Annotated in this window: 28 protein-coding genes; 1 reads left to right on the plus strand and 27 read right to left on the minus strand. The window is 38.7% G+C overall.

Annotation, left to right across the window (positions count from 1 at the left end):
* The 15 genes from KH286_RS02450 to nth all read right to left on the minus strand — a co-directional run bounded on the left by KH286_RS02450 (position 1) and on the right by nth (position 13,310).
* The gene (locus KH286_RS02450) at positions 1-1,179 is read right to left on the minus strand and encodes a phosphoglycerate kinase (protein ID WP_278471682.1); all 1,179 of its coding nucleotides are present in this window, start codon (positions 1,177-1,179) and stop codon (positions 1-3) included.
* Positions 1,180-1,192: 13 nt separating this feature from the next.
* On the minus strand, positions 1,193-2,203 hold the full coding sequence (gene gap / locus KH286_RS02455) for a type I glyceraldehyde-3-phosphate dehydrogenase (protein WP_004697289.1): 1,011 nt from the start codon (positions 2,201-2,203) through the stop codon (positions 1,193-1,195).
* 67 nt (positions 2,204-2,270) lie between these two features.
* Positions 2,271-3,296, minus strand: coding sequence for a sugar-binding transcriptional regulator (locus tag KH286_RS02460; protein ID WP_004697235.1), 1,026 nt, complete (start codon positions 3,294-3,296; stop codon positions 2,271-2,273).
* 239 nt (positions 3,297-3,535) lie between these two features.
* Positions 3,536-4,162 carry a uracil phosphoribosyltransferase gene (upp, locus tag KH286_RS02465; protein WP_004697164.1) on the minus strand — a complete coding sequence of 209 codons (627 nt, stop codon included), beginning with the start codon at positions 4,160-4,162 and terminating at the stop codon, positions 3,536-3,538.
* 184 nt (positions 4,163-4,346) lie between these two features.
* Complete coding sequence (gene glyA / locus KH286_RS02470) at positions 4,347-5,579, minus strand: serine hydroxymethyltransferase (RefSeq protein WP_004697326.1); 1,233 nt, start codon at positions 5,577-5,579, stop codon at positions 4,347-4,349.
* 46 nt (positions 5,580-5,625) lie between these two features.
* Positions 5,626-6,063: a ribose 5-phosphate isomerase B gene (rpiB, locus tag KH286_RS02475; RefSeq protein WP_004696955.1), complete on the minus strand. Its 438-nt coding sequence runs from the start codon at positions 6,061-6,063 to the stop codon at positions 5,626-5,628.
* An 11-nt stretch (positions 6,064-6,074) separates the two neighbouring features.
* Complete coding sequence (locus KH286_RS02480; protein WP_004697098.1) at positions 6,075-6,521, minus strand: low molecular weight protein arginine phosphatase; 447 nt, start codon at positions 6,519-6,521, stop codon at positions 6,075-6,077.
* Positions 6,522-6,633: 112 nt separating this feature from the next.
* On the minus strand, positions 6,634-7,665 hold the full coding sequence (locus KH286_RS02485) for an L-threonylcarbamoyladenylate synthase (protein WP_004697150.1): 1,032 nt from the start codon (positions 7,663-7,665) through the stop codon (positions 6,634-6,636).
* Between the two features lies 1 nt (position 7,666).
* Positions 7,667-8,536 carry a peptide chain release factor N(5)-glutamine methyltransferase gene (prmC, locus tag KH286_RS02490; RefSeq protein WP_004697198.1) on the minus strand — a complete coding sequence of 290 codons (870 nt, stop codon included), beginning with the start codon at positions 8,534-8,536 and terminating at the stop codon, positions 7,667-7,669.
* Complete coding sequence (prfA, locus tag KH286_RS02495; protein ID WP_004697261.1) at positions 8,529-9,611, minus strand: peptide chain release factor 1; 1,083 nt, start codon at positions 9,609-9,611, stop codon at positions 8,529-8,531. The genes prmC and prfA overlap by 8 nt, the downstream gene beginning before the upstream one ends.
* Positions 9,612-9,613: 2 nt before the next feature.
* On the minus strand, positions 9,614-10,519 hold the full coding sequence (locus KH286_RS02500) for a DUF1385 domain-containing protein (protein WP_008601206.1): 906 nt from the start codon (positions 10,517-10,519) through the stop codon (positions 9,614-9,616).
* Between the two features lie 57 nt (positions 10,520-10,576).
* Entirely contained in the window at positions 10,577-10,774 is a 198-nt protein-coding gene (gene rpmE / locus KH286_RS02505) for a 50S ribosomal protein L31 (RefSeq protein WP_004696185.1), read from the minus strand.
* A gap of 79 nt (positions 10,775-10,853) precedes the next feature.
* Positions 10,854-11,123, minus strand: a complete 270-nt coding sequence (locus KH286_RS02510; RefSeq protein ID WP_004696187.1) for a YdbC family protein — start codon at positions 11,121-11,123, stop codon at positions 10,854-10,856.
* A 104-nt stretch (positions 11,124-11,227) separates the two neighbouring features.
* Positions 11,228-12,673 (minus strand): hypothetical protein, encoded by a 1,446-nt coding sequence (locus KH286_RS02515; RefSeq protein ID WP_278617559.1) that lies wholly within the window; start codon positions 12,671-12,673, stop codon positions 11,228-11,230.
* Between the two features lies 1 nt (position 12,674).
* Positions 12,675-13,310, minus strand: coding sequence for an endonuclease III (nth, locus tag KH286_RS02520; protein WP_004696192.1), 636 nt, complete (start codon positions 13,308-13,310; stop codon positions 12,675-12,677).
* A gap of 123 nt (positions 13,311-13,433) precedes the next feature.
* On the opposite strand from nth, the gene KH286_RS02525 reads away from it, so the two are divergent.
* Positions 13,434-13,703, plus strand: coding sequence for a DUF896 domain-containing protein (locus KH286_RS02525; protein WP_004697346.1), 270 nt, complete (start codon positions 13,434-13,436; stop codon positions 13,701-13,703).
* Positions 13,704-13,832: 129 nt separating this feature from the next.
* On the opposite strand, the gene KH286_RS02530 is transcribed toward KH286_RS02525, so the two are convergent.
* From KH286_RS02530 to KH286_RS02585, 12 genes are all read right to left on the minus strand, one after another.
* Positions 13,833-15,080, minus strand: a complete 1,248-nt coding sequence (locus KH286_RS02530) for an aminotransferase class I/II-fold pyridoxal phosphate-dependent enzyme (protein ID WP_004696196.1) — start codon at positions 15,078-15,080, stop codon at positions 13,833-13,835.
* Positions 15,081-15,328: 248 nt separating this feature from the next.
* Positions 15,329-15,898, minus strand: a complete 570-nt coding sequence (locus KH286_RS02535; RefSeq protein WP_004696198.1) for an outer membrane beta-barrel protein — start codon at positions 15,896-15,898, stop codon at positions 15,329-15,331.
* 80 nt (positions 15,899-15,978) lie between these two features.
* The gene (ftsZ, locus tag KH286_RS02540; RefSeq protein WP_004697140.1) at positions 15,979-17,019 is read right to left on the minus strand and encodes a cell division protein FtsZ; all 1,041 of its coding nucleotides are present in this window, start codon (positions 17,017-17,019) and stop codon (positions 15,979-15,981) included.
* 138 nt (positions 17,020-17,157) lie between these two features.
* Positions 17,158-17,502 carry a small basic family protein gene (locus KH286_RS02545; protein WP_004696202.1) on the minus strand — a complete coding sequence of 115 codons (345 nt, stop codon included), beginning with the start codon at positions 17,500-17,502 and terminating at the stop codon, positions 17,158-17,160.
* Positions 17,499-18,194, minus strand: a complete 696-nt coding sequence (locus tag KH286_RS02550) for a DUF881 domain-containing protein (RefSeq protein WP_004697175.1) — start codon at positions 18,192-18,194, stop codon at positions 17,499-17,501. Before KH286_RS02550 ends, KH286_RS02545 begins: the two co-directional genes overlap by 4 nt.
* On the minus strand, positions 18,195-19,076 hold the full coding sequence (locus tag KH286_RS02555; RefSeq protein ID WP_004697214.1) for a cell division protein FtsQ/DivIB: 882 nt from the start codon (positions 19,074-19,076) through the stop codon (positions 18,195-18,197).
* A gap of 28 nt (positions 19,077-19,104) precedes the next feature.
* Positions 19,105-20,037 carry a D-alanine--D-alanine ligase family protein gene (locus KH286_RS02560; protein WP_004696208.1) on the minus strand — a complete coding sequence of 311 codons (933 nt, stop codon included), beginning with the start codon at positions 20,035-20,037 and terminating at the stop codon, positions 19,105-19,107.
* The gene (gene murC / locus KH286_RS02565) at positions 20,034-21,416 is read right to left on the minus strand and encodes a UDP-N-acetylmuramate--L-alanine ligase (protein ID WP_004697353.1); all 1,383 of its coding nucleotides are present in this window, start codon (positions 21,414-21,416) and stop codon (positions 20,034-20,036) included. Before murC ends, KH286_RS02560 begins: the two co-directional genes overlap by 4 nt.
* 14 nt (positions 21,417-21,430) lie before the next feature.
* Positions 21,431-22,540, minus strand: coding sequence for an undecaprenyldiphospho-muramoylpentapeptide beta-N-acetylglucosaminyltransferase (gene murG / locus KH286_RS02570; protein ID WP_004697093.1), 1,110 nt, complete (start codon positions 22,538-22,540; stop codon positions 21,431-21,433).
* Positions 22,540-23,910 (minus strand): UDP-N-acetylmuramoyl-L-alanine--D-glutamate ligase, encoded by a 1,371-nt coding sequence (gene murD, locus KH286_RS02575; protein WP_004697412.1) that lies wholly within the window; start codon positions 23,908-23,910, stop codon positions 22,540-22,542. Before murD ends, murG begins: the two co-directional genes overlap by 1 nt.
* An 83-nt stretch (positions 23,911-23,993) precedes the next feature.
* Positions 23,994-24,980: a phospho-N-acetylmuramoyl-pentapeptide-transferase gene (mraY, locus tag KH286_RS02580; protein WP_004697364.1), complete on the minus strand. Its 987-nt coding sequence runs from the start codon at positions 24,978-24,980 to the stop codon at positions 23,994-23,996.
* Between the two features lie 56 nt (positions 24,981-25,036).
* The gene (locus KH286_RS02585; protein WP_278451672.1) at positions 25,037-26,395 is read right to left on the minus strand and encodes a UDP-N-acetylmuramoyl-tripeptide--D-alanyl-D-alanine ligase; all 1,359 of its coding nucleotides are present in this window, start codon (positions 26,393-26,395) and stop codon (positions 25,037-25,039) included.
* Position 26,396: the final 1 nt, after the last annotated feature.

A 26,396-nucleotide genomic window follows, 5' to 3' on the forward strand; every position in this document is an offset into this window, starting at 1 on the left:
TTATGCCTCGGACAATGCAGCAATACCCGGTAGGATTTTGCCTTCTAAGAATTCTAAAGATGCACCGCCACCTGTGGAGATGTGGCTAATTTTATCTGCTAAACCACTTTTTTCAATGGCTGCTACAGAGTCGCCACCACCAACGATAGTCATCGCATCAGATTCAGCTACAGCTTTCGCTACTGCATTTGTACCAGCTGCAAAGTTTTCCATTTCAAATACGCCCATAGGACCATTCCAAATAATAGTCTTCATTGGCGCCAATGCTTCTACATAAAGTTCGCGGGTTTTAGGCCCAATATCTAATATCATCCAGCCATCTTCGATTTGATCAACATCAGCGATTTTAGTATTAGCATCGTTGCTGAAAGCATCTGCTACTACAGCATCAATAGGTGTTAGTAATTTAGCACCTGCTACACGAGCTTCCATAACAAGGTCTGTAGCGATAACTTCTTGACCTTCTTCAAATAAGGAGCTACCAATATTGCAACCTTGCGCTTTAATGAACGCATTAGCCATACCACCGCCGATGATCATTACATCAACTTTAGGCAATAAGTTAGAAATAACGGAGATTTTATCTGTAACTTTCGCGCCACCAATAATAGCTGCCATAGGTGTTTTGGGATGTACTATAGCTGCACTTAATGCGTCAATTTCTTTTTTGAGCAAGAAACCTGCTGCCATAGGGATATAATCAGCAATACCGACTACAGATGCCGCATTACGGTGAGATACACCAAACGCATCATTGATAGCAACATCTGCAAGAGATGCCAATTGCTTAGCAAACTCAGGGTCATTTTTAGTTTCTTCATTGTGGTAACGCAAATTTTCAAGCATCAATACATCACCAGATTGTAATGCTTTTACAGCTTCTTCAACTTTAGGACCAATACAGTCATCTACGAATGCTACAGGCTTGTTGATAAGGTCAGATAAATGCTTAGCACATGGTGCCAAAGACATTTCTGGTTTGCGTTCTCCCTTAGGACGACCAAAGTGAGAAGCAAGGATAACCTTTGCCCCTTTTTCGATTAAGTAATTGATAGTAGGTAATGCACTACGAATACGAGTGTCATCAGTGATGACACCGTCTTTCATAGGAACATTAAAATCAACACGAACAAATACTATTTTATTAGCTACTTGTAAACCTTCAATTGTTTGTTTCATCAAAGCCTCCTGATTATAAGCCTTTGCTTGCTACAAATGCGGCCATGTCGATAAGACGTTCGGAGTAACCCCATTCGTTGTCATACCAAGAAACAACTTTTACCATGTTGCCATCCATAACCATTGTCAAATCAGCATCAACAATGGAGCTACGAGGATCAGAGCTGAAATCACAGGATACCAATGGTACATCAGATACACCAAGAATACCTTTTAATTCACCGGCTGCTGCTTTGCGAAATGCTTCGTTGATTTCTTCTTTAGTAGCCGGTTTTTCAAGTTCGCAAACAAGATCTGTAGCAGATACGTCTGGAGTAGGAACGCGCAATGCAAAACCATCTAATTTACCTTTTAATTGAGGCAATACTTTAGCAACAGCTTTCGCTGCACCAGTTGTTGTAGGAATGATAGACATTGCTGCAGCACGAGCACGGCGAGGGTCTTTATGACGTGCATCAAGAATTTTTTGGTCATTTGTGTAGGAATGAATTGTAGTCATCATACCGCGTTTGATACCGAATTCATCACATAATACTTTAGCAAATGGAGCCAAGCAATTTGTTGTACAAGATGCATTAGAGATAATGTGATGTTTTGCAGGATCATACATATCTTGGTTAACGCCCATAACCATAGTTAAGTCTTCGTTTTTACCAGGTGCAGAGATTAATACTTTTTTTACAGTAGGTTGATTCAAATGAACCTTTGCTTCCTCTGCATCACGGTATTTACCAGTACATTCCATAACAATTTCTACGCCTTCTTCAGACCAAGGTAATTTAGAAGCGTCGCGGTCATGGAATACACGGATTTTTTTACCATCAACATAGATATTTTCTTCATCAAATGTTACTTCATTAGGAATTGTACCGTGTACGGAATCGTATTTTAACAATAATGCAGTACCTTCATTATCACCAGTTGCATTAATTGCCACTACATCCACATCAGGATTATTAATCGCTGCGCGAACTACACATTTACCGATACGACCAAAACCGTTAATACCAACTTTTACTGCCATTGTTAGATCCTCCTAATAACAAAAATTCTAACCATATTCAAACTAAAATTTATAACTACTAATTCGCCTATAAGGCAGAAATTTGTAACAATTGACGCATACCTTCGGCTGCTTGCTCATCAATGATAAGTATCCCTTTCTGGCAAGCTCGCATCACACCTATAATAGCGCTCGCTTTTTCTTGTCCGCCAGCTACAGCAATAACATTGGGAACCTTTACTACATCGGGAAGTGATAAACCAATATTATTAGTAGAATAAATTAACTTACCCTCAATGTCACAATATTGGCCAAGTGCTTCACCTACCGCATGATTATCTACCAACTGCTTACGCACATCATCGGCAATATGGCGCTGATCCGCCATGCGCATTGCAGTACCAATACCAAATAATAGTACGTCAGTCCTACTAATGAGGTCTCCAATTTCTTTAATTTGTGGTTCACAAGTCATGAGCATATGTAATGAGTCTTGTGAAAGTCCATCAGGTAAATGGAGCATCTTATAGGAACCACTTAGTCGTTCAGCAAGCACCGAAGCAATTACATTAGCTTGGTATTCCACTACTTCACCAACGCCACCACGGGCTGGTACCACAGTAGGATTGAAAGGTAAGATAGGTATTTCTTCAGCTATTGCTGCCATGGTGCTACCGCCACTGATGGCTACTACTGCATTAGGTTTCAATAGGTCTTGCAATAACTTTGCCGCTGTAAAGCCTAACTTTTTAACCATCAAGGTTCCTTCTGTAGGTGTAATAACAACTCTATCGATATGAAGTGCTTCAGTCAATCGATGTTCTAACTCGTTAATACGATCTAGCTCATTTAAAAAATTTCGTAACTTTGGAACAATTGCATGTCCCTCATCAGTGAGAAAAATCCCTGGTTTATAAATGTCTACAAGACCATTAGCACGCATTAACTCAATATGACTTCTTACGGTTCGCTCTGGAAGATCCGTTGCGGTAGCTAATGTTCTACGGCCTATAGGCTCTTCATAAACAAGGTGGTTTAGTATTTTGTATCGCTCCTTCAATACGCTAACAATTTCAGGAACAATACGTTCACATATCATTAGAAATTCGTTCATCGGGTCCCTCCTTTACCCGTTGAGATTACATGAATCGTTTTTCGTCCCATGTGAACAAAATCCGTCCCACCTAAAATAAAAAAATACTTTTACACTTGTATTGTATACCTTATGTAATTTTTATTCAACCCTAAATAAGAGAAAACGACATACGCCTTAGATAATTTGTTATTATTTCAAATCTAATAATATGTCGTCATGTCCCCTTATTATATTCTAATATGTCGTTTTATTGTATTTTATTTTGTACCGAAGATACGGTCACCTGCATCCCCTAAGCCAGGCAAGATGTAACCATGATCATTAAGCTTTTCATCAAGTGCTGCTACATAAATAGGAACATCTGGATGTTCTTTATTTACTGCTTCTACCCCTTCAGGAGCAGCTACTAAGCACATTAATTTAATATGTTTAGCACCTTTTTCTTTTAGCAATGTAATTGCTGCGGCTGCACTACCACCAGTAGCAAGCATTGGATCAGTTACGATGAAGTCGCGTTCCCCTACGTCGGATGGTAGTTTACAGTAGTATTCTACTGGTTTCAAAGTTTCAGGGTCACGGTACAAACCGATATGACCAACTTTTGCAGTTGGAATTAAACTAAGCATACCATTTACCATACCTAGACCAGCGCGAAGAATTGGGATAATACCCAGTTTTTTACCTGCAATTCGTTTGCCAGTCATTTTAGTTAGTGGTGTTTCTACATCCACATCCTCAAGTGGTAAGTTGCGTGTAATTTCATACCCCATCAACATAGTAATTTCATCAAGTAGTTCTCTGAAATCTTTAGAGCCTGTTTGTACGTCACGCATCAATGTAACTTTGTGTTGAATCAATGGATGTGTCATAACATTAACTTTCATGACTGTCCTCCTATAAAACAATATACATATCCCATTCTAGCGATTAACTATTATATTTACTCTATCACAGATTAGAAAATCATGCCATAAAAATATTGAAAGGGATGTGCCAATGGCACACCCCTTTTACACTACCTATAAACTTATAGGACTATAAATATATATTTAATATTAGTACAATCGATTAGTACAATGGATACGCTTCACAAAGTGCAGCAACACGTTTACTAGCTTCTTCATGGACCGATTTATCCTCAGGATTTTTAAGAACCACTGCAATAATATCAGCAATTTCTTCCATATCTTTCACTTGCAAACCACGTGTTGTAAGAGCTGGCGTACCAAGGCGAATACCACTTGTTACAAATGGGCTAGCGGGATCAAATGGAATTGTATTTTTATTACATGTAATACCTACTTCATCGAGTAAGTGTTCAGCTTCTTTACCAGTTAAACCAGTATTACGAACATCTACAAGCATAACATGAGTATCTGTACCGCCAGAAACAATTGTTAAGCCCTTTTCTTGTAATGCTGCAGCCAACGCTTTTGCATTGTCGATAACTTGTTGTGCATACACTTTGAACTCAGGTTGTAAAGCTTCACCAAATGCTACAGCTTTAGCAGCGATAACATGCATCAAAGGACCACCTTGGATGCCAGGGAAGATGGCTTTATCGATTGCTTTAGCATACTTTTCTTTGCAAAGAATCATACCACCACGAGGGCCACGCAATGTTTTATGAGTTGTTGTAGTAACGATATCTGCATATTCCACAGGGTTTGGATGTAAACCAGCTGCTACAAGTCCAGCAAAGTGAGCCATATCTACCATGAAAATAGCATCTACTTCGTGTGCCACTTCAGCCATTTTCTTAAAGTCGATTTGACGGCTATAAGCACTACCACCAGCGATAATCAACTTAGGTTTTGCTTCCAATACAATTTTACGGAACTCATCGTAGTCGATTTGTTGTGTTTCAGCATCTACACCATAAGGTACTACATTGAAATATGTACCAGATACGTTAACTGGAGAACCATGAGTCAAATGACCGCCATGGGACAAGTTCATACCCACAATAGTATCACCTGGTTGTAATAATGCGAAATACACGCCAAAGTTTGCTTGAGAACCAGAGTGAGGTTGTACATTAGCATGTTCTGCACCGAACAGGCGTTTTGCACGTTCGATAGCCAATGTTTCAATAACATCAACATTTTCACAACCGCCATAATAGCGTTTACCAGGATACCCTTCTGCATATTTGTTAGTCAATACGCTACCTTGAGCTTCCATTACAGCTTGAGAAACAAAATTTTCAGAAGCAATCATTTCTAATTTATCGCGTTGGCGTGCTAACTCTTGGTTGATAACAGCTTGAATATTAGGGTCTTGTTTTTCTAAGAAACTCATGAGTATCCTCCTCATATAGAACAACTATCTATAAAGTAATGATGTATTATTTCTCTAATGCTTTTATTTTCTCTACACGACGTGCATGACGTCCACCTTCAAACTCAGTTTCCATAAAAATGGTTACAATATCGTTAGCAAGGCCTGGTCCAATAACGCGTTCACCCATAGTAAGGATGTTCGCATCATTATGTTCACGACATGCGTGAGCAGAAAATGTATCATGACAAAGAGCAGCGCGAATGCCCGCTATCTTATTTGCTGCAATACCGATACCGATACCTGTACCACAAATCAAAATACCGCGATCTGCTTGACCAGATACAACTGCATTTGCTACAGGTACTGCAATATCAGGATAGTCGCAAGACTCAGCTGAATAACAACCAAAATCCTCTACTTCATGTCCCAATGCACTCAATACTTCTTTAACAGATTCCTTCAGATTTAATCCGCCATGATCACAACCGATTGCAACTTTCATAATTTCATCTCCTACGCCTTCTGAGGCACTGATGTAAGACCGGCCTCTACTAAGTGATAAATTTGTTCCGCACATTGATTATATACGGTTTGGTCAGATCCATATGGGTCCGTAACATCACCATCTAGACCACCCCACTCGGAAATTGTTTTAATTTTACCTTCCTCAAAGGGGAATTGGCGAAGTAGTACAGATTTGTGATCTTTCGTCATACCAAGAATAAGATCTGCTGCATTTACGAGTTCCATCGTTAAGGGTCTCGATTCATGGTTGGAAATATCTGCAATGGAACGGACAGCTACTACGGCTTGTTCAGTTGGTTTTGCTCCATAAGCGGCAAATAAACCAGCTGATACAGTTGTAACATCCTTATGTTTCTCCGCTGCAAGGGCCCGTGTAATACCTTCAGCCATAGGGCTGCGGCAAGTGTTACCGGTACATACAAATAAAATATTCATAATAACATCCTTACTCAATCACATTTTGTGATTACTTTATACATTATAGCAAATCTATCCAATATGTAAAGACATTTTTCTATTATCAGTGGACATCTTTATGCTATTAAATTTACTTATAAATGATATGATGACTCGATGCTTTTTCCATTCGATTCATAATGGCAACACCGAAACCATCATCATCAACACCTTCTGCTAGGATTAGCGTAACATGATTTTCATTAAAATGTAATAGACTTTTATAAAAGTCGTGCCCCAATGCTAACGCATCTCCATGATGGCCAAAACAATGGCACATAAATCGTCCATCCTCTTTAATCAAGTTATACGTTTCATGACTTACCAAACACCCTATGGGACCTTCTATGCCTTCTGAAAGCTCTTTGAAAGTGTGTGCTACACCTTCTGGACTACCTACAACAACCGTCATAGGTGCATCAGGCGCATAATGCGTATACTTCATGCCAGGAGCCTTTGGTATAGTGGTTGCATTAACTAACGCAGTATCATACTCAACAGTAGACACCACACGTTCAAGCTGTGCTTTTGTAATTCCACCAGGTCTTAATATAATGACCTTATCATCATGGACTTCTACAACAGTAGACTCTACACCAATCGTACATGGACCAGCATCTAAGATATAGGAAATGCGACCATTCATATCATTATATACATCTTCTGCAGTAGTTGGACTTGGGCGCCCTGAAATATTGGCACTAGGTGCCGCTATAGGTATGCCTGCACGCTCTAATAATACTCGACATGCCTCATGATCAGGACACCGAAGCGCCACACGAGATAAACCACCTGTTGCACGATCTGGCACTAAATCAGATTTAGGCAATGTAATCGTTAATGGCCCTGGCCAGAATGTATCCATTAAGGCTTGCGCCGTAGCAGAAATTTCTGTTACCAAAGGTTTTATGCTTTCACTATTAGGAACATGCAAAATAAGTGGATTATCAGAAGGCCGTCCTTTGGCAGCATAGATTTTATCCATCGCCTCTGGATCTAGACCATTTGCACCTAATCCATATACAGTTTCTGTAGGAATAGACACCAATTCACCATTGCGCAAAGCACGGGCTAACGTATCTATATCTTGTTCTGATGGATTTGTAATGATTTTAGTATCCATATTAGCCCTCATATACAGCTGTCACTACCCGGTTATGACCACCGAGGTCAGCTATAAATTGAATATTCGAATATTGACCTGTTTCTTGCAATAAAGCACCTACCTCTTTTGCTTGGTCAAAGCCTACTTCAAACGCCACACGGCCATTAGCGTTTAAATAATTTCTACATTCTTTAGCTAAGATTCGATAAAATTGAAGCCCATCCTCTCCACCAAATAATGCAATATGAGGCTCATTTAATACATCTGGAGACAACATCTTTAAATCACCAGTTCGAATGTATGGAGGATTAGAAACAATAAGATCAAATTTCTCCTCTTTTCCATATAAAGTGGAGAACATATCTGATTCCATAAACTGTACTCGGTCAGCTAAATTAAAGGACTCACCATTTTCGCGTGCCACCGGTAAAGCATCTGTGGAGATATCTAAACCAACACCACTAGCATTTGGCAAATAATGTAATAGACTTAATAATATTGTCCCAGGGCCTGTGCATACATCAAGAATACGCACATTACTATCTTTTGGATAAGTACCTAGTACATGCTCAATCAAGGTTTCCGTATCAGGTCGTGGAATCAATACCTTATCATTCACCTTAAAGGTCAACCCCATAAAGTCCTTTTCCCCAATGATAGCCGCTACACAATGCCCCTTAGCCCGTTGTTGAACGAGAGGCCTAAAGGCATCGAGCTCGTCTTGAATAAGCGGTTGGTCATAATGGGTATATAGATAAATCCGATTTTTACCTAAAACGTGAGAAAGCAGTACTTCCCCATCAAGTCGAGGTGTATCCATCTCCTTGCTTTGAAAGTACTGCTCTGTCCACTGGAGAATACGACCGATTGTCCAAATCTCCTTATGCATTTGTATTAGCCTCCTGCATTTTTGCCGCTTGGTCTGCAGCATTTAAGGCTTGAATAATTTCATCAAGATCGCCATTTAAAATAGCATCTAATTTATATAATGTTAAATTAATACGATGATCTGTGACGCGACCTTGTGGGTAGTTATAGGTGCGAATACGTTCACTACGATCACCTGTGCCGACTTGACTCTTACGATCTGCAGCCATACTAGAAATGGCCTCTTGTTCAGCTTGATCCTGTAACTTAGCACGCAATACACGCATAGCTTTTTCACGGTTTTGTAATTGAGATCGTTGATCTTGACACGCTACAACGATACCAGATGGTAAGTGTGTAATACGAACAGCAGACTCAGTTTTATTGATATGCTGACCACCGGCACCACTCGCACGATATGTATCAATTTTTAAATCTTTTTCATTAACTTCAATATCAACATCTTCCATCTCTGGCAATACGGCTACTGTAACTGTAGATGTATGTACACGGCCTTGTGTTTCTGTAGCCGGTACACGTTGTACACGATGTACACCAGATTCAAATTTCATCTTAGAGTATACATTTTCACCATCCACAGAGAAAATAACCTCTTTAAAGCCACCAAGCTCTGGTTCATTAGCATCGATAATCTCACAACGCCAGCCTTGGCTTTCCGCATATTTTGTGTACATGCGAAACAAGTCACCTGCAAATAATGCAGCTTCATCACCGCCAGCGCCCCCGCGAATTTCGATGATAATATTTTTATCATCATTAGGATCCTTAGGCAATAATAGAACTTGCAACTTTTCTTCCAATTCCTCTTTTTGAGGTTTCAACTCTTTCAATTCCTCTTGTGCCATTTCGCGGAATTCTTCGTCCATGGATTTATCTTCAATAACTTCCATAGCTTCATCAATACCAGATAAAACTTTTTTGTAAGTACGGAACGTTTCAACGGTTTCAGATAATTGAGCATGTTGACGGGTCAATTTACGCCATTCATCTTGGCGAGCAATGACCTCTGGGTCACTAATGCGCTGCTCAAGATCCATAAATTTATCTTCAATAACTTGTAATTTATCAACTAACATGTTTATTCCTCTTCATATGCGTCACTCTCAGGCGGACGGACCTCTTCTAAAGCTCGTATAGCAACTTCAATTTGATCATCTTCTGGTTCACGCGTTGTCATATATTGTAACGCAAGACCTGGTTTAATAAGAGCTTTCACAAAAGAATGATCGCTACGTCCAGCAAGACGAATTACCTCGTACGCAATACCAGCTACTACAGGCATAAGGAGTACGCGGCTCACGATACGTTCCAACAAATTGGGCCAACCCAAGAAAGCAAATACAAAGATACTAACTACCATAACAATAAGTAAGAAATTTGTACCACATCGCGCATGCAAGCGACTTTGTTGGCGAACGTTTTCTACAGTTAAAGGCAAATCTAATTCATAAGTATGAATCGTTTTATGCTCTGCCCCATGATATTGGAAAACTCGTTGAATATCCTTCGTAAGACCAATCCCCCAAATATAAAGTAAGAAAAGTACTAAACGAATGACACCTTCAATGAGATTTAATACTATATGATTATCCTGTACACCAGGAATGAATTTTACGATAAATGTAGGCAATGCCAAAAACACAGCTATCGCAAATAGTGTAGAAATAACCATGGTAATGGCGATTTCACTATTAGACATTTCTTCCTCTTCATCGCCAGCAGCCTTAGCAGAGAAGGATAAAGCCTTCATGCCTATCACTAGAGATTCATAGAGAGCTACACAGCCACGAAGAAATGGTTTTTTCAATATTGGATATGTGTCAGCAATGGACTTTGTAGCCTCTTTTTGAACTACAATAGTTCCCGCAGGCTCACGTACGGCAGTTGCCGTATAGCCAGGGCCTCTCATCATGACACCTTCGATCACAGCCTGTCCTCCGACAAACTTTTTTATACGTTCTCTGTTCACAAGATCTCCTCTCATAAACAAATATAGGCAGAGCCAACAGCCCTGCCAATACATGTTACATTACAATACAAATTATTTGCCGTAACGTTTGTTAAATTGTTCAATACGACCACGAGCTTGAGCCGCACGTTGTTGACCAGTGAAGAACGGATGGCATTTGGAGCAAACGTCTACACGAAGGTCTTCTTTTACAGAGCCAGTTTTGAATGTGTTGCCACAACCGCAAGTTACTGTAGCTTCTTTATAGTCTGGATGAATACCTTGTTTCATTCTATACACCTCTTTCCAGCAATCAATATTATTCTTATAGATTATAGCATGACACCTGCACAAATGCAAGTAACCAATACTATTCCTTGGATGCTTGCTTTTCTTCAATAGCCTCAGCTAAAATAGCTTCCAAGTCGCTTTCGTTGAGGATGTCACGCAATGCAATAAGCTCCTCTAAAGAAAGGGTAATACCTTTTTTCATGCTTGTATATTCACTATCCCAAGCACGAAGATCAAACTTAGGATTGTATTTTCCCCAACTAGTACATGTTAATTGTTTTTTCCAACCATCTTTATCTTCAGATAAAGTACCAATAACCTTGAAGATTTCAAAATTAATAACTGCCATAGGTCCTCCTTTCTTACATATTCATATGCTATGTTTCGTATCTACTATATTTAGTAGTTTATATTTTTTAGGATACGATATATTTTAAACCAAAATTATATGATTTACAATTCTTTTTTATAGTCACTATAATCTTCAATATCAATAGAAGCTGTAGGTGGCATAACTTGTGCACCTAATGAATCTACGGTCTCTTTCCAACTCGTTGTAGCCTCCGTAACAGCCTTAATATATGCCTCGTCAGCAGCCTGTACAGATTCAATTAGTTGGGTCTCATCCTTTACATCTAATACGCGACGACGTACGCTACTAAGCATATAGCCAAAGGATTCATCTGTTTGAACGAGCATGGAGATTTCTTGAATCAATGTTTGACCCGTAGTGCTGCAGAAATAGGCATACCACATATATGCTAATTCAGCATCTGGGAGCATCCAGTACATATCATCTACAGGCGCTTCTGTCGCAATATCTACATCAATATGATCAGTATGACGTTTAAAAGTAAGAAAATAAGCTCCACTTTCAATAAGAGCAGTGCGACCTAATTCAGATACACGGCTATCAATGCAATAAATACCATCTTGACCTAAGGCTACGTCCGTTTGACTGCCGGGCAACAAAATAGAACGCAAGGACAAGCCATAATTTAATACCGTAAATACTGGCAATTGCGCAAATACGCCATGAGGTAATGGAATATAATTAATTGTTTTCCACTCATCCCCTACACGTTCACGAAGACCAACACGCATTTTTTTTACATCGTATTTACCATATACGATTTCATAAGCCCCTAATGGAGTCCATTCCCGTATAGCTTCTACTCGTTTTTGGTTCAAGAAAAATTGCAACGCCATATTATTTAAGCCCAATTGATTTTGTGCCATTGTAGCAGATAAGAATAATTGAGCAGTCCCTTCTGGAACCAAGTTATGTAATCCGTTAGCGACCTCTTCCACAATATCTTCAGAGGATTGGAACATACCAACTGTGCCTGTAAAGATATGGTCAAAATAGCTACGATGAGGCCATTGATTAATGATTTGAGCCATTGGATATAAACGTGTCAAAATGCTATAACACACGGGAGATGCCGTATACAGAACGACTTTTTTATCTTCATAAGATTGAAGAATCTCTTCAACCATGCCTGCATATTCTTCTACATAAGCATACAGAACCAATTCTCCCGTTTTACTATGAGCTTCGATACTTTCACGAACAGGAGTTTCCCAAATAGTTCCTACATCTAGACCTTCTAAAATGCCTGTGTCACTAATAAAATCAAACAATTCCACTCTAAAGGATGGTCCATAAAGAGCTTGGAATGTATTCAAATCATATGGTACAGGACCAAAGGATTCTACTGTGGATTTTTCTGCTAACGCATATAAATCATCTGCCGTTACACCCCACTCACGGGAGCTAGCATTACTAGAAATCAATTGATCTAGCACTTTAAAACGCATTAACTCATTTACAATATCAATTCCCTCAATACCATGTGCGGCACAAAGGGTAATAAATTCTTCATTGTTTACTTTCATATTAAACCTTTCCTGCAGAAGGACATAGATGATTTAAAAAACATTCATTACACAAAGGCTTACGAGCCTTACACAATCTACGGCCATGATAGATTAACCAGTGGTGTGCAGCAGCCCAGTCCTTTTTTGGAATTGCCTTTTGTAACTTTTGTTCCATCTCTTCTGGCGTCTTAGCAATACCTAATTTTAATCGGTTAGACACGCGAAATACATGTGTATCTACCGCAATGGCTGGTGTACCAAATAAAACGGATACCACAACATTTGCTGTTTTACGCCCCACACCAGGCAATTCAACGAGTTGATCAAACTCACGAGGTACCTCTCCATGATATCGGTCAACTAAAATTTGACAAGTAGCAATTAAGTTTTTTGCCTTGGACTTATAAAGACCGCAATCTTTAATGAGAGTCTCTAACTTAGCAACTCCGATTTCAAGCATCTTTGCAGGATGATTAAGTTCTGGGAACAGTCGTTTAGTAACAATATTAACCCGTTCATCCGTACATTGTGCTGACAAAACTACAGCAACTAATAATTCAAATTCATTTGTATACTCAAGGGCAGGTTTTGCATCAAAATAATGCTCTTGTAACAATTTCAACTGCTCTGCCTTTATCGCTTTTGTTACACGCATACAGTTCTCCTTTCTCACCTGTGAAAGTACAGACGCGTACAACTTATATCTTACCATACGTATTCATTAAGTTCTATGTTATAATAAAACATACTATTCTAATATAGAATACAGGAGGCGCATATGAGTAATATTAACGATACATTAAAACGAATAAATGAACTAGCTGCAAAGAAAAAATCTGGTCAAGAATTAATGCCAGAAGAGTTAGCAGAAAAAAAAGAACTATACGAAATCTACTTAAGCTTCATTCGTGGTCAAATTACAAGCACCTTGGACCGCGTTGAATTTATAGACCCAGAAACAGGTGAAAGAACCGCTCCTAAACGAGCGCTTGAATACTTGGCAAAAGAAGCTGATAAAGACATTAAAGAGCATAAAGATATTCACTAATGTAACAAATAAACAAAATTGATTACATTACTAATATCCTTTTATATTTATTCAATCAAATTTATATCTACATACTAAAAACCACTTGATACATGTATCAAGTGGTTTTTAGTATAATTTACTTATGTATTATAATTTACCAAGACGTTTCATGGCATTATAAATTTTTTCAGCTAGACCTGTCATTTGACATTTAGGAATACCACATGCTGCTATACGAATACCATTTGCTAATGCAATCACATAGATGTGCTCTTTTTTCAATTCTTCACAGATAGCATTCGCAGAGTCTGTAGGAATTGTAATAAAGAAGCCACCGCGATAAGGTAACATAGGAAGTCCTACTTGTGCTGCTTCTTGTTTAAAGATATCAGCACGATCGCGAATTAATTGATAATAGCAATTGCGTTCAGCTTCATATTCCTTAAACTTAGCTGGATCAGCCACAATATTAGCCATTGTACGCATTGCGGGACGACAAATATTGGACCATGTGGCACGACTTGTAGATTTGTTAACTTCGAAAAACTCATCAGCTATTTCTTCATCGTCAGAAATCCCAATCATCGCACCAACACGCTGACCATACATAGTAAATCCTTTAGATAAGCTATAACACACACAGGTGAGAATTTCTTTTGGTAAATGACTAAATTTATTGAAGAACGCACGTACCTCATCTTTTTCACCAGAGTAATCAAGATATGCTACATCAATACCAATAATCACATTATTTCGACCAATAGCAACTAAATCCTTCAGGAAATTAAGGATAGAATCCCAATCTTTATCCTCAATAGAGTAGCCGGTTGGGTTATTACCAGGTGTATTAAAGATAACAACCACATTTGTTTGTTTAGCCGCCAATTCGTTTACACGATTTTGGAATGCTTCATGATTAAAGTTATTATGTTCATCAAATAAGGAATACGTAACTAGTGTACGTCCAGTATCACTACAAATAACACGGTATGCACCCCAGTACCAATCCGCTGTTAATACTTCATCACCAGGCTCTGTATAGTTATGAATCAAATGATGAATGCCACCAGTGCCACCTGCGGTAGCAATGCTACGAATATGTCCTTCTGGGCGGAAATTACCAAAACATTCTTTTTCAGCAGCACACAAAAAATCTGGAATGCCCGCAATTGGTGCATAACCAACATGTTCAGAATCCGAAAGACTCAAATATTCTTCTTTAACGGTCTTAAGAAAAACTAAGTTTCCCTCTTCATCATGAATAGCACCCAAAGTACCATTTACAACATTCTCACGGCCATTTTCTTTAGCATCGGCTTGAGCTTGGCCAGCAGTTACGAAGATTACGTCTTTTAATTTTTTTCCTTTTGCATGCTTTGCAGCAACACTTGTCATAACTAGCACCATCCTATCTGAAATGAATATTACATATTTATCATACCTAAACTAATTTAAATATACAACGTATATTCAGTAAATATATTGTATACATAAAAGATTTAACTAACTATTAGTAACTCACCACTTATTAAATATATATAGAATATATTAAGTACCTTATTTAGGAAAAATAATTAACAAATATACAATAAAACAGTAAATATATAAAAAAAGACCACTCAAAAGAGTGGTCATCATCATCCTTAGAAGGAATAGCCTACACCAGCGTGTAAACCTTTTGCAGTTTTATCATTGCTATCTACACTATATTTATCATAGCCATAGTATACATTCAAATCTACATCAGGGCGTACTTCATATTGAGCACCTACTTGATAAGTTTGCTTAATATCATTACCCCAACCAGCCTTAGCAAAGCCGTTTACTTTATTAGTCAAAGGTACATGACCGATAACACCAGCTTGGAAACCAAGTTCAGTATCATTTGTACGAATCGCAGTACCTGCACCATATAAATTTACATTTGGATGTACTTTATAAACCAATGCTAATTGATGATCTTTAATATCACCATTTTTTGCATTTAATTTATCGTAAGAGTATTGTAATGCGGCTTTATTGGAAAGGTCGTGTTGTAAAGAAACACCGAAACCATCATTACTATTGCCACCACCATTAGATACGTGTTGTTTAAAAGCATAATCAGCTTGTACCTTAGTGGATCCATCACTAATTTTCGTTACAGGAGCTGCAGCAAATGCACTACCGGCTACAACTGTAGCTGCTAAAGTTAATAATACTAATTTCTTCATTTTTACCTCCTATACACATACCAACGGTATGTCTTAATAAGTTACTAATCGATAGGTATAGTAATTATACAATCTATAAATTAGCGTTTCATGAATACAGGGATATCAGGGATACCACTGTTAGTATTTGTAGTGGATGCCGGACGGGATGTAGTTGTTGTTTTACCGAATTCAGGTACATTCTTAGTATTTGAATTAAAACCAGTTGCCACAACAGTAATTTGAACTGTATCGCCTAAGCTTTCATCGATAACGGAACCGAAGATAATATTTGCATCAGGATCCGCCGCTTCAGAAATAATTTCGGCAGCTTCATTAATTTCAAACAAGCTTAAGTTAGCACTACCGGAAATATTGAGTAAGATGCCTTTTGCACCATCGATAGATGTTTCCAACAATGGGCTATTAATAGCCATTTTAGCTGCGTCAGCAGCGCGGTTTTCACCTTCGCCAACGCCAATCCCCATCAATGCTTCGCCTTGTTCAGTCATGATAGTTTTAACATCTGCAAAGTCAAGATTGATCAAGCCAGGAACTTGAATCAAGTCTGAAATGCCCTTGATACCTTGGCGAAGTACATCATCAGCTGTACGGAATGCATCGCTTAAGGAACATTTTTTATCTACAACTTGCAACAATTTATCATTAGGAATAACGATAATAGTATCTACTTTTTGAGTCAAGAATTCAATGCCTTTTTCCGCTTGTGCACGACGGCGTTTACCTTCAAATGCGAACGGTTTAGTAACGACGCCGACTGTCAATGCACCGATTTCTTTAGCACATTCTGCAACGATAGGAGCAGCACCTGTACCAGTACCACCACCCATACCAGCAGTTACGAATACCATATCAGCACCTTCAAGAGCTTTTATAATTTCTTCGCGGCTTTCTTGAGCAGCCTCTTCACCGATTTGTGGATTTGCGCCTGCACCAAGACCTTTTGTAACCTTCTCGCCAATTTGAATCGTTACATCCGCTTTAGATAATTCAAGCACTTGGCTTTCAGTATTAGCGGATAAAAATTGAACACCTTTAAGATCGCTATCTACCATGCGATTAACAGCGTTATTACCGCCGCCACCAACACCGATAACTTTAATATTTGCAAAATCAGACATTGAACTTCCTCCTCTTATCGTTATCTATCGTATCAATATACGTCCCAATGTATCGATTTATATACTGACAATCTTATAACAATTACATTTATTTTACACTAAAATTTAAAAACTTTCCACTATATAGAATGTGATTTATTAGAATCGCTTAGTCATAATAATCTTTCGTATAGCGCCTACATTAATAAATACATGCAATCCAAAGCCAATAAGAGCTACGTAATATAGGTTAATTCCTATGAGGTCACCTACATATACAAGAATAACAGCTAACACAACATTTGAAAAGAACCCAAGCACAAAATTACTAAGATCAAAGGTTCGTTCCAATGCAGCACGGCTACCACCAAATACAGCATCTAGTGCAGCCAGAACAGCAACTGATGTGTAGTTCGCATAACTTATAGGTATATGAAATGGTGAAAGCCACCCTAATGTAGTACCTACAATTAAACCAACAATGGCAAAGATATAAATATTCATTCTTTACCTCCTGTTTCATTAGGCTTTATATGCTCTTCTCTAAAGGTTCCTGTAAAAGCTGGAATAGCTATTTCATTTTCTTCCTTTATGGTTACCTTTATGCCCCAGTGTTTCAAGGAATCCACCACACCGCCTCGCATAGTGAGCGCAGAATTTAATGTTTTTGGATCACCAATCGCTTTAACTGTAAAAGGAGCCCCAAAAACCTTACCATTCACAGTAATAGTCGGACCAGAGCATCGTATTTCAGAAGTCCCTATGAGACGTTGGTCATTGATAGCTATCGCCTCAGCCCCACCAGCTCGCAATTCATTAACAATACGTAAAATATCCTCATCATGAATTACATATAAATTAGGATTTTCACCACTTTGAATTGGCTTTAAGCTATCCTCAATTAATACACTAACACCCGTACCTTTAACATTAGTTAAAGCTGCTTTCATCATCAACTGTTCATCTGCTTTAACATTGCTACTAGCACCAGACTGTTTAAGTTCTTCTATTTGTTTTAACAATGCATCACGTTCACTTTGAGCCTCTCGCAATTGTACGGCTAAATCACCAGCCCGTTGTAAACGGATATTTTCTTCTATATTATCTTGAGTCATCTTATATTGAGTAACAACCATGAAGCCCAATATACAGCTGACTAAGGCTATTGCCCACCGTTCGTGTCTCACGACAATCATCTACCTTTTATCTTCAACATGACCTTGTTTATCTTGTTTTGTATCATCCTTCTTAGTAGATGAATCTTCTGTATTCTTTGTTCCAGACTGATGCTTTTTAACTTCCGGTATTACATCAGTTTTTATATATGGCGATGAAACATTAACATCTATATATTGTACATTGCTATGTGTTGTCTTAATATCTTGTAACATAGACTGAGTTAACTCGGCTTTTTTAGGTAAGTCTTTACTATCTCCTAATCGAATTTGTACCCCCGATACGGTATACGCCATTATTGCATCAGGGTCTCCTATATTGACTTCTGCAATATTCTTGAAGGTGCTTTCATCAAGAGAGTTCAAGTATTCAAGAGCCGCTAAAATAGGTTTATCCACAACGGTATCACCTAATAAAATATTTCCCGCCTTAACTCCTGATATCATTGGTACCGACGTATCTTGTATAGCAGGCTCTGATGCAATCACTTGACCTTTACTATCAAGTGTTAGATAGCCAAACTGAGCTGGTACAACTGCAACAGCTTTGCGTTCTATGACACGTACGACCATTGTAAATGGCAATTGATAACTAATTTGAGCCTCTTCAACCCGTAAGTCTTTCGCCAATCTATTTTTTAATTTCTCTGTACTAATTTGCAATATATTTACAGGTTCATGAATATCCCCTGCTACCATTACATCTTGTACAGTTACCTTATCCGATCCTACAATTTTTAAGGATCCAAAAGGAATAGGTAGTGTAAACAATCCCACCAACACGAGAGTAACTGCACCACCGATTTTTAACACTCGTTTTCTAAATACAGCCCGTTCATCTTGAACAGGTGTAGAAGACTGCATCTCCCCAGAGTTGGATGGATGGTATTGCTTATCATCCATAGATAACTCCTTATATTCTATTCAGCCTTTAAAATTTCCCTATACTAGCTGTTAATAGAATCTTTTCACATAATGTTGGGAAGTCAATTCCCATTTCCTTAGCTGCCTTTGGTACTAAAGACGTTGCTGTCATACCTGGCACAGTATTGTATTCTAGAACATACATATTATCTGCATGGTCTGTCATAATATCAACACGAATAACCCCACTGCCTTGTACTTCACGATACACAAGTTCCCCTATGCGCTGCATCTCAGCAGTCATTTCTTCACTAATAGGCGCAGGTACTAAATATTCTGTAGCACCTACAGTATATTTACTGGTATAGTCATACTCCCCAGAATGTGGACGGATTTCAATTACTGACAATGCCTTTCCGTCAAGAACGGATACTGTAAATTCGCGACCATCAAGAAATTGCTCTACTACAAGAATCGGATCATATTTTAGCGCTTCTGTAACAGCAGCCTCCAATTGTGCCTCATCACGAACGATGGTAACGCCAATACTAGAGCCTTGAGTAGCAGATTTCACCACTACAGGAATCGTAAACTGTTTACGAATATGTCCTATAATAGCTTCTGCAGATTCTAAATTACCATTAAAGGATTCAGAAGTAGCTGTTGGAATATTAGCCCCTTTGAAAACATCTTTGCTTACTTTTTTATTCATTCCTACCGCATGAGCCATGATGCCCGATCCAGTATATGGAATTTCAGCCATTTCAAGTAAGCCTTGTAATGCACCATCTTCACCATAACGACCGTGAATTGCATTAAATACAATCTCTCCACCTAAGGATTCAATGTCTTTTAAAACCGTACGAGGATTAAGTTCTAATGTTTGGGCATTATACCCTTTACTTTCGAGTGCTTCCGCAATAGCAGCGCCAGTACGGCGAGATACTTCAGCCTCTTTGGAAGGGCCACCCATCAATACGATTATTTTTCTATCTTTCATTGTAAGCCTTCCTCCAATATAGCTAATAATTTTGGTCCATATTGATTAATAGAACCAGCCCCCATTGTTATAACCAGATCGTTAGGTCGCACAATTTTTGCCAATACAGCCGGTATATCATCAACAGATGGTACATAATGTACAACCTTATGTGTAGCAGCTTCAACAGCGTCAGGAATAGTACGTCCATCGATACCTGCAATCGGATCTTCACCAGAACTGTAAATATCTGTCATATATATTTCATCAGCACTTGTAAAAGCAGTGGCAAATTCATCTTTCAACAAGCTTGTACGTGTATACCGATGCGGTTGAAACACACAAATAACGCGATGTTTTTCAAGTTCTTTTGCTGCTCTTAAGGTCGCTTTAATTTCTGTTGGATGATGCGCATAATCATCGACAACCCAGACGCCAGCAACATGACCTTTTGTTTCAAAACGTCGTTTTGCACCGATAAATTTACCTAACGCTTTTGTAATAAAGCGATTTTCTACACCGCAACATTCATGAGCCACAATAAAGGCTGCCAATGAGTTTAATACATTATGTTCTCCAGGCACGCGCAAGCTGATACGGCTTATATTAATACCTTTATGATATACATCATATACCAAGGAAGAGTCCACATAATGAATATTTTTTGCTACATAATCATTATTATCCTCTAAACCATATGTAATAAAAGTACGTTTTACGCGGCTCATAATATAACGAATATTTTCATTATCACCACATACGATAGCCTTGCCCGCTTCTGGTAACGTTTCGACGAACTCACAGAAAGCGTTTAACAAGTTATCCATAGTCTTATAATGATCCATATGATCATCTTCAATATTAGTTATAACGATAGTATGTGGACGCAATTTTAAAAATGAACCATCGCTCTCATCCGCTTCCACAACGGAAAAATGTCCTTTCCCAAGACAACTGCTACCTTTGAGATAATCTACTTCGCCACCGATAATTACCGTAGGGTCCGCATTAGCCTCCACTAAAATTTGTCCAATCATTGAAGTTGTAGATGTTTTACCATGCGCACCAGCTACTGCGATACCATCTGTTACATCTAATACAGCCTTTACAATATCAGAACGATGTAAAATGGTAATCCCTTGCTCTTTAGCGGCAACAATTTCAGGATTGTCTTCACGAATCGCTGTAGAACGAACTATGGCATCAACACCATTTACATATTCTTTATTATGACCGATATGCACCGTGGCACCCATATCTCTAAACTTAGAAATCACTGCAGATTCAGCAATATCTGAACCAGATACATCATAACCTTTTTGAATCAAAATATTCGCTATCGCACGCATACCAGATCCACCAATACCGATAAGGTGAATTTTGTGAATACCGTCTAACATAAAACCTCTCCTTGTTACTTTGCAATAGATAAAGCTAATTTTGCAATATCATGAGCCGCATTCGGTTTCCCCAATTGCAATGCTCGGTCTCCCATTTGTGCCAACAAATCACGGTTGGCCATAAACATCTCGATTTCCCCTATTAAATCGTGAGCACTCAACATTTTATCTACAATCATATGAGCCGCCCCTTCTTGTACAAAGATACGTGCATTATAGGTTTGATGATCTTCCGCTGCGTATGGATACGGTATCAATACGGATGGAATACCGCGAACTGCTAATTCTGCTAGACCTATAGCACCAGATCTAAATACTGCTAAATCGGCTGCTGCTAGTGCTTTTGGCATATCATGTAAATACGGCAAAATCAAAGATGAACTACCTAAACCATCCCCATCGGTAATACCCAATTGGGATAAAACAGATTCATATTCTCCGTTTCCCGTAATATGGATTAATTTAATACCTTTCACACCTTGGAAGTGTTTATGTACATCTATCATAGCATTGTTAATAGTTCTCGCCCCTCGAGAACCTCCAGCTATGAGTACTGTAAAAGTATCATCACTTAAGTTGAAATAGTTACGTCCCTCTGTTCTCGAATCAACTAGCACATCTGGACGAACAGGATTCCCTGTATAGACTACGCGCTTTGCTTTAGAAAACGATGCTTCTGCATCCTTATAGCCTAGGGCTACCACATCAACAAAACGGCTCAGAATTTTATTAGTAATACCTGCTATGACATTCTGTTCTTGAATTATAGTAGGAATATTATGTAATGCTGCAGCCAAGAGAACAGGCCCACATACATAACCACCAGTACCAATAACCACATCAGGTTTAAACTTACAAACTATAGCATTAGCTTTTACAATGCCTAAAGCAGTTTTACCTAATGTAACTAATGTACCTAACGATAATTGACGCTGCAAGCCTTGCACAGAAATCGTAGTAAACTCTATCCCCTCTTTAGGAACTAATGTAGCCTCGAGACCTTGCTTGGTACCAACATATAACACCTTTGCATCAGGATTTTGTTTCATAATTTCCTTATATATAGTTATTGCTGGATATATATGTCCACCAGTGCCACCACCTGAAATAATAACACGTTTCATTAATGGTGTCCTCCCTCTTGCAACATATGAACACAACGTTTAAAGTCATCTCCACGCTCTTCAAAACAGCTGTACCAATCAAAGCTTGAGCAAGCCGGAGATAATAGCACAATATCGCCAGTCTCTGCCAATTTATAGCCTTGTTCTACGGCTTCTTTCATGGATAAAGCACGATAAATCGGCTTCACACCAGCCTCTTTTGCAGCCGTCTCAAAACGATCTGCTGCTTCCCCCATGAAAATAACAGCTTTAGTCTTCTCCTTAACTAACTCCATGAAGTCTTCTAAAGGCGTCATTTTATCATGACCACCAGCTAATAGAATAACTTGTTGATCAAAGGATTCTAATGCTTTAACCACAGAATCTACATTAGTCGCTTTAGAATCATTATAAAATGTAATACCATCAATCGTCTTAACGCGTTCTAAACGATGTTCAACGCCATGGAACTCACTAATAATACGATGAATTGTTTCTACAGGTACGCCCAATGCATGAGATAAAGCAATAACGGTCAATATGTTTTCAATATTATGACTGCCTGGAATATGAATATCTTCATTTCCAATAACAAATTTTGCTACCCCATCTTTAGCAATATAACATTGCCCATCAGCATAATAAGCGCCATTCTCTACGGCTTTTTTTTGACTAATTTTTAGAATATGACTAGGCGAACGATGTTCCATATCAGCTACAACGGGATCATCTATATTCAACACTAAATAATCTGTACTTAATTGATTTTCAAAGATGCGTTCCTTCGCAGCAATATAGTTTTCCATCGTCTTATGACGAGCTAAGTGATCTGGAGTAATATTGAGCATAATAGCCCCAATAGGCCTAAAATACTTGATTGTCTCTAATTGATAACTAGATAATTCAGCTACCAAAAAACCGCCTGCAGGCATAGAATACGCCACTTCACTAAGGGAATCCCCAATATTTCCACCGACGTGAACTGGTTTTCCAGAGCCTTCTAGTACTTTAGTTAATAAGGTTGTTGTCGTAGTCTTACCATTTGTACCAGTAACAGCTACGATAGGTGATTTAGATACTTCATAAGCTAATTCTACTTCACTGACCACGTCAATACCACGGGCATGTGCTGCTTTTACAATCGGAATGTCTAAAGAAATACCTGGAGAAATAACGATACGATCCACGCCATCTAGCAAGGATTCATCTTGACGTCCTGTAATAATATTTACCCCTGCCGCAACGAGTCGTTTCTCCTCAGCCGTAGGCAGTGTCATAGGCTTATAATCATTTAACACAACATGCGCACCCACTTGGGCTAATACCCAGGATGCACCTATACCGCTGGCTCCAGCTCCAAGAACAAGTATATGTTTATCTCCATATTCCATCTATATCACCTAAACTATTTATAAAATTAATGTATCCTATCTAATAAGCATACCATTATTTACAACTTCCGTTAAGTATTATCTTATAAAGTTATAGTCGCTAAAAGTACACCAATAATGGCTAAAACAGCTCCACCAAACCAGAAGCGATTAACAACTGTTTGTTCTGCCCATCCGGAAAGTTCAAAATGGTGATGAATAGGACTCATCTTAAAAACACGCACACCACGTGTTTTGAAAGAAATAACTTGAATAATAACAGATAATGCTTCCATAACAAAAATGCCACCAATCACCACAAGTAGCAATTCTGTTTTAGTTAAAATAGCCATTGCTGCAAAGGCACCACCTAATGCCAAAGAGCCTGTATCCCCCATGAATACTTTTGCAGGGTTCACATTATATACCAAAAAGCCAAGACATACAGCTGCTATTATAGCGCCGAAGTACGCAACACTTTCAGCACCAATAGAATTTGTCATCGATGCAGCCATCAGACCAATAACAGAGAATGCTATCGCCGCCACTGCTGATGTACCACCAGCAAGACCATCAAGACCATCGGTTAAATTTACTGCATTTGTAGCTCCTACAATAATCAAAAATGCCAATACATAATAACCCCATCCCAATTGTAATTGTGTATCTACAACAGGAATCCATAATGTGGTAGGAACAACCATAATCTCAGTAATGCAATAACAGAATACAGCAGCCAATATAAATTGTCCAAGTAATTTTTGCTTCGCTGTTAATCCAAGATTGCGTTTTTTTACAGCTTTTACAAAATCATCAAAAAAACCTAATAAACAATGACCCAGTGTTAAAAATAATAACATTCCTGTGCCCACATTCCATGGTGCAAACAATGCCACGCCAATAACAAGGGCCACCATCATGAAAGCACCACCCATTGTTGGCGTACCGGCTTTTGCTTGATGACTTTCAGGGCCTTCTTCACGAATACTTTGTTGTGCGTGCAAAGAACGCAACATAGGAATAGCAATTTTACCTAGCACTACCGTAATGATGAAAGTCGCTACGAAGGCTAATAGAATGTGATTTATCATATGAATCCTCTACTTATTAATAAATAGGACGGCTAGATATAACTAGCCGTTACCTATTATTCTCGACCCTTTAATTCTTCAACAACGCGCTCCATTCGTAAACCACGGGAACCTTTCACAAGGATAACATCCCCTTTTTCACGAATATCACTATATGCGTTGGCCATTTCTAAATGGCTGTTACAACGGAATGTAGTTAAACCCGCTTTTTTTGCTTCCTTTGCAATGAAAGCAGCAGCATCACCAAAGGTGAATACAACACTATAACCCTCTTCAGCAAGCAAATGGCCGATTTCACGATGTGCTTCTTCAGAGAAGTCGCCGAGCTCGAGCATATCGCCTAGCATCGCAATTTTACGCTTACCTTCTAATTGGCCAAGTGCTTTAATAGCTTCTGCCATGGATGAAGGGTTTGCATTATAAGCATCATTTAAGATAACAATATCTTCAAATGGAACGATTTCTTGACGCATTGGAGTTCCACTAAACTCACTCAAACCTTTGCGAATTGTGTTAGATTTAATGCCTAGCACTCGGCCTGCAACAATAGCCGCCAATGCATCATATACATTGTGTTCACCAATCATAGGCAAGAAGATATCAAAAACTTCATCATAACACTTACAAGTGAACTTAATACCGTCTTTTTTATAGCGCAAATGGCTACCAATACAAGTAGCATTCCGTTCAATACCATAGGTAATTGTTTTACCCTTAGCTAAACGATCCATAGCTTTTACATATGGATCATCTTCATTAAGGATAGCCACGCTGTTTTCAGGCAAGCAACGAATCAATTCACCTTTCGCTTCGGCAATGGCTTCTCGAGAACCTAAAAGCTCGATGTGACTAGTACCAACATTAGTAATAATCCCCATCGTTGGTTCTGCAATCAAGGCCAGTTCTTCGATTTGTCCGAGCCCACGCATACCCATTTCAACAACACAGGCTTCATGCTCAGCAGTTAAGCGCAATAGTGTTTTTGGTAAGCCAATTTCATTATTAAAATTTTTCTCAGTTTTTAATACATTAAATTCTGTGCCAAGTACGGCTGCCACCATTTCCTTTGTCGTAGTCTTACCAGAGGAACCAGTAATAGCAACTACAGGAATATCAAAGCGGCGACGATGATATCGTGCTAAGTTTTGATATGCTACCAAAGTATTGTCTACCTCGATGCAAGCAATACCTTCTACAGAACGTCCTTTTTCAACGATAGCCCCTGTAGCACCTTTTTCGATAGCCGCATTGATAAAATCATGGCCATCAAAGGTATCACCTTTTAAGGCTACAAATAAAAAGCCTGATTCAATAGTTCTTGTATCAGTAGACACATCTAAAAACTTAATATTATCGGTATGTGCACTCGTCCCCTTTGTGGCCTCCAGTACTTGAGACAATGTAAATTCTGCCATA

Origin of the sequence: Veillonella parvula, assembly GCF_018378075.1 — a bacterium.
GTDB classification, from domain to species: domain Bacteria; phylum Bacillota; class Negativicutes; order Veillonellales; family Veillonellaceae; genus Veillonella; species Veillonella parvula_K.